We start from the raw sequence: 3,158 nt of genomic DNA, 5'->3' as shown, positions 1-3,158 counted from the left end.
ACCTCACCGGGTTCAAGGTCGAGGCGAGCGACGGCCACATCGGGAAGGTCGACAAGCACTCCGACGAGGTCGGTGACGCCTACCTGGTGGTCGACACCGGTGTGTGGATCTTCGGCAAGGAGGTCCTCCTTCCGGCGAGCACGGTGGCCCGCATCGACCTGGAGGAGGAGAAGGTCCACGTGAACATCACGAAGGACCAGATCAAGAACGCCCCTGAGTTCCACCGGGACATCCACCTGGAGGACCCCGGCTACCGGGGGGAACTCGGGACGCACTACGGGCTCGGGGGGCTGCCCTGGGAAGGCCCCTCCGGCAGCCACCGCGCGTGACACGGACCGGCGGCTTTCCCGCCGCCGAAAATCACTGGGCGTGGTACTGATAAATATGGTTTTCGAGGGTACACGCCACTCGAGACGCCATGGCGGATCCAAACTGTTCCGCCGAATTCCGAAGTGGGAACGAGGGCATCATGATTCTTGTCGGTCTTATTCTCCTGCTCGTCGGATTTCTGACCGGGATCTCCATCCTGTGGACCATCGGCATCATCCTGCTGGTGGTGGGCGCGGTGCTGTGGATCCTGGGCTCGGTCGGACATGCGGTCGGCGGCCGACGCCACTACTGGTAGCGGTTCGCCCTACGCCGGGACGGCGTATCCAGTTCCCATTTCGCCCCCCAGGGAGTGATCAGCTGTGTCGGACAAGCAAAAGAGCAAGGCCAAGGCCGAGCAGGCCAAGGGAAAGGTCAAGGAGACCGTCGGCCGCGCTGTGGGCAACGAGAGCATGACCGCCGAGGGTCGCGCCGAAAAGGCCAAGGGTGACGCCCGGCAGGCCAAGGAAAAGGTCAAGGACGTCTTCAAGCGCTGACGCGCTCCCGGATTTCGGCCGAGGTCCCGTGCCCGTGTGGGTGCGGGACCTCGGCATTTGAACGGCGTATCTTCCGTGACGACGGATGCGGTTCCACATCGGCGCGCGATGGGCGGCGGCGTAATGCGAAGTGTGGGCGTGGAAGAAGAGCTTCTGCTGGTGGACGCCTCCACCGGCGAGCCGCTGGCCGTGTCCGGTGCGGTGCTGGCGGCGGCCGACCGCTGCGCCGGAGAATGCTCCAAGGGCCGCGAGGAGCAGGACCACGTCTTCGAGAAGGAGCTCCAGCGGGAGCAGCTGGAGTTCAACACCAAGCCGGTCACGGAAATGGGCGAGCTCCGGCAGGAGATCGTCCGGTGGCGCTCGGAGGCGTCCCGGCACGCCGCGTCCGCCGGAGCACTCGTCGCCGCCCTCGGTACCTCCCCCCTGCCCGTACGGCCCTCGCTGAGTGCGGGGAAGCGGTACCGGTGGATCGCCGAGCAGTTCGGCCTGACCGCGCAGGAACAGCTCACATGCGGCTGCCACGTCCACGTCGCGGTCGAGTCGGACGAGGAGGGCGTGGCGGTCCTGGACCGGATCCGGCCCTGGCTGCCCGTGCTGACCGCGATGAGTGCGAACTCCCCCTTCTGGCAGGGCGCGGACAGCGGGTACGCGAGCTACCGGAGCCGGGTGTGGGACCGGCTGCCCTCGGCCGGACCGGAGGGCGTCTTCGGCTCCGCCGACCGCTACCACGAGCATGTCCGCGCGATGGTGGACTCCGGTGTGCTGCGCGACGAAGGGATGATCTACTTCGACGCCCGGCTGTCGGCCACCTACCCCACGGTGGAGATCCGCGTCGCGGACGTGTGCCTGGAGGCGGGGACCACGGTGCTCGTGGCCGCCCTCGTACGCGCCCTGGTCGAAACGGCCGCCAGGGCATGGCGGGCGGGGGAGCCGCCGGCCCGGATCGGTACCGGCCTGCTGCGCCTGGCGGCCTGGCGGGCCGGGCGTTCGGGGCTGGACGGACCGCTGCTGCATCCGCGGACGATGCGGGAGACCGCCCCCGCCGACGCCGTACTGGCCCTCTACGAGCACGTCCGCGAGGCGCTCGTCGACCACGGCGACCGGGATCGGGTGAGTGCGGAGATCGCCGTGCTCCTGGACCGCGGCAACGGCGCCCGCGCCCAACGCGCCCTGCTGGGCACGCGCGGCGATCTCGCCGGCGTCGTCCTGGGCTGCGCGGAGCTGACCACCGCCGTGCCGGGCTAAGCCGTCTCCTCCTCCGAGGTGTAGCGGACGCGCGCCCACAGCGGCAGTACGTACCAGCACAGCAGGTACCAGGCCAGGACCGCGGCGACCAGGTACGGCACGATCGCGTTGTGCGTGGCCACTCGCAGGACGAGGAGGAGGGCGGACGTGCAGGTGGCCAGCAGCAGGAGCAGTCCGATGAAGGTCAGTCGCGACGCCCACGCGACCGCCTCGGGCTTGAGCCGGCGGCCCGAGACGATGCGGTGGAAGGAAACGGGCCCGATCAGCGCCCCAGTCGCCAGTGCGCCGAGGACCACCGTGACGATGTAGATCACCTTGTCGACCTGGGGCAGCCCCTGGAAGTGCGGTGTGAAGGCGACGGTCAGCAGAAAACCGAAAAGGATCTGCACGCCCGTCTGCGCGACCCGGATCTCTTGGATGAGCTCCTGCCACTGCCGGTCGGCACGCTCCTCGACGCTCTCGCTCCGTCCGTCCCGAGCACTCTGGCCCTGGCCCTGGTTCATGACACCTCTTTCTGTCCGCTGTTGGGGTTGCGCGCGTGCCCGACCCGGAGGTCACCGCGAGGGGTACCCGGACGGGGACGTGCGTGAAACGTTTCTTCCGCCGAGGTCACGGGGCGTCCGGCTGCCGCTCCCGGGCCCGCTCGGCATTGAACTGGGCCCCGGTGAGCAGGGCCAGATTGGCCAGCCAGAGCCACACCAGGAAGACCACGATGCTGGCCAGTGAGCCGTAGAGCCGGCCGTAGGTGTCCAGCTCCGTGTACAGGGTGAAGAGCCCCGTCGCGGTCAGCCAGAGCAGGGCCGCGAGGATGCCGCCGGGCAGCCCCCGGCGCGTACCCCGGCTGCGCGCCGGGCCGGTCCGGAAGACGACCAGCACCAGGACGGTCACGACCGCCACCTGCACGGGCCAGCGCAGCAGCGCCACGACGTCCGGGCCGGGCCCGCCGGTGGCATGCGCGACCCACCGGGCCAGCGGCCCGGACACGACCAGTCCCACGGCGCCGACGAAGACCAGGACCAGCAGCAGGGCGTTGATGACCAGCGTATGGGC

6 protein-coding genes are annotated in these 3,158 nt (G+C 69.5%); 4 read left to right on the top strand and 2 right to left on the bottom strand.

The features are described from left to right. From ACFWVD_RS28165 to ACFWVD_RS28150, 4 genes are all read left to right on the top strand, one after another. Window positions 1-329, top strand: a 329-nt coding sequence (locus ACFWVD_RS28165) for a PRC-barrel domain-containing protein (RefSeq protein WP_379247874.1), incomplete at its 5' end; no start/stop codon positions are given. A gap of 140 nt (window positions 330-469) precedes the next feature. Further along, on the top strand, window positions 470-625 hold the full coding sequence (locus tag ACFWVD_RS28160; protein ID WP_184792125.1) for a DUF6131 family protein: 156 nt from the start codon (window positions 470-472) through the stop codon (window positions 623-625). 64 nt (window positions 626-689) lie between these two features. After that, window positions 690-863: a CsbD family protein gene (locus ACFWVD_RS28155; protein ID WP_078626355.1), complete on the top strand. Its 174-nt coding sequence runs from the start codon at window positions 690-692 to the stop codon at window positions 861-863. Between the two features lie 108 nt (window positions 864-971). Beyond that, window positions 972-2,108, top strand: coding sequence for a glutamate--cysteine ligase (locus ACFWVD_RS28150; RefSeq protein WP_379247876.1), 1,137 nt, complete (start codon window positions 972-974; stop codon window positions 2,106-2,108). Here ACFWVD_RS28150 and ACFWVD_RS28145 read toward each other — a convergent pair. Together ACFWVD_RS28145 and ACFWVD_RS28140 are read right to left on the bottom strand one after the other, a co-directional pair. Further along, window positions 2,105-2,611 carry a DUF6328 family protein gene (locus ACFWVD_RS28145; RefSeq protein ID WP_030386721.1) on the bottom strand — a complete coding sequence of 169 codons (507 nt, stop codon included), beginning with the start codon at window positions 2,609-2,611 and terminating at the stop codon, window positions 2,105-2,107. The genes ACFWVD_RS28150 and ACFWVD_RS28145 overlap by 4 nt on opposite strands. Before the next feature lie 106 nt (window positions 2,612-2,717). Next, window positions 2,718-3,158, bottom strand: a 441-nt coding sequence (locus ACFWVD_RS28140) for a YhjD/YihY/BrkB family envelope integrity protein (protein WP_379247872.1), incomplete at its 5' end; no start/stop codon positions are given.

The sequence above is a fragment of the Nocardia sp. NPDC058666 genome (assembly GCF_042714895.1).
GTDB lineage: Bacteria > Actinomycetota > Actinomycetes > Mycobacteriales > Mycobacteriaceae > Nocardia.
Note: the sequence above shows the minus strand (reverse complement) of the source record. Positions and strands in the feature narration are given on the sequence as shown.